The organism is Meiothermus sp. (genome assembly GCF_025056915.1).
Taxonomy (GTDB): domain Bacteria; phylum Deinococcota; class Deinococci; order Deinococcales; family Thermaceae; genus Meiothermus.
The window spans coordinates 1-1,497 of record NZ_JANWVH010000162.1 but is presented as its reverse complement, the minus strand read 5'-3'; the positions used below and the strand labels follow the sequence as shown (position 1 = coordinate 1,497).

The following is a 1,497-nucleotide window of genomic DNA, read 5'->3' as shown; positions in this document are numbered from 1 at the left end:
CATGCTGCCCTGCATCTGGCGGATGGACTCATACGCTCGTTCTTCCATCCAGTGCTCGAGGTCTTGCAGGATTTCCCGGATGCGCCCCAGGCCGTTTTTGAGCAGCTCGGAGGCCATCTGGGTGACCCTGGCCCCGGCCATCATGCTCTTGAGCACCTCGAGGTGGGTGTGGACCCCGCTGGTAATGGCAAAGTCGGCCTGAATGCGCCCGTACAGAATGGCCACCCAGGTGAGCGGCAGGCGCAACTCTTCAGGGCGGCTCAGCACCAGGTTGGGGCTGACCTCCAGGTGCTCTAAATCGAAGTCGGGCTGGTAAAAGCGGTTGAAGAGCACCAGGCCCAAGGCGCCGGCCTGGACAAAGCGGGCCGCCATGTGGGTCAGGTTGCTGAAGTAGGGCCCCACCTTCACCGCTATGGGAATGGAAACGCTCTGACTCACGTCCCTTACGACATCCAGGTACATCTCCTCGACCTCGAGGCCGGTCAGGGTGGGGTCGGTGGGCAGGTAATACAGGTTGAGCTCGAGGGCATCGGCCCCGGCCTCCTCCATCAGCCGGGCATACTCTATCCAGCCGCCGGGGGAAACCCCATTGAGGCTTCCGATGATGGGAATTTGCGTGGCCTCCTTGGCCTTGCGCAGAAGTTCCAGGTACTCGTGGGGCCCCACGTTGAACTCGTGGGCTTTGGGGAAGTAGTCCAGGGCCTCGGCGTAGCTGTGGGCGCCGTACTCGAGGTAATGGTGCAGGGCGTGGCTCTCCTGTTCAATCTGCTCCTCAAACAGCGAGTACATCACTACGGCGGCAATGCCCGCATCTTCTAGCCTGCGGATGCCGTCCAGCGTGTACGAGAGGGGCGATGCCGAAGCGACGAGGGGGTGGGCTAGCTTCAGCCCCAGGTAGGTGGTGCCGAGGTCGGGCCGGGTCATACTTCCTCCGTTGCTTGAGCAGGGGTCTGGGCAGCAGCCTCTGGTGTGTGGGACTGGGCCATCTCTTCGTATATTTTCCAGCGGGCCAGCACCGCCTCCTGGGCGGCCTGGAACATCTGCTCGGCCTCCGGGTTGATTTGCCGCAGCATGCGGTAACGGTTTTCGTGCAGGGCGTAGTCCTTGAAGCTGATTTTGGGTGGCCTCGAGTCGAGCTGGAAGGGGTTTTTGCCCTGGGCCTTCAGGCGGGGGTCGTAGCGGTAGAGCGGCCAGTACGCCGATTCGGCAGCGAGCTTCTGCTGCTCCATGCCTTTGGCCATATCAATACCGTGGGCGATGCAGTGGCTGTAGGCAATAATCAGCGCGGGGCCATCGTAACTCTCCGCCTCGAGGAAAGCCTTTACGGTCTGGGCGTCGTTGGCCCCCATGGCCACCTGAGCCACATAGACATAGCCATAACTCATGGCGATGCGCCCCAGATCCTTCTTGGGGGTGGTCTTGCCGCCGGAGGCAAACTTTGCCACGGCCCCCAGGGCAGTGGCCTTGGAGGACTGCCCGCCGGCGTTGGAGTACACC

1 protein-coding gene and 1 pseudogene are annotated in these 1,497 nt (G+C 62.4%); both read right to left on the bottom strand.

Annotated features, from left to right (window positions below):
* The coding region (locus NZN28_RS14415; protein ID WP_295399331.1) for a dihydroorotate dehydrogenase-like protein at positions 1-924 on the bottom strand (924 nt) is incomplete at its 3' end.
* A pseudogene (locus NZN28_RS14410) lies at positions 921-1,497 on the bottom strand (pyruvate:ferredoxin (flavodoxin) oxidoreductase); the annotation flags it as partial. The gene NZN28_RS14415 and the pseudogene NZN28_RS14410, both read right to left, overlap by 4 nt.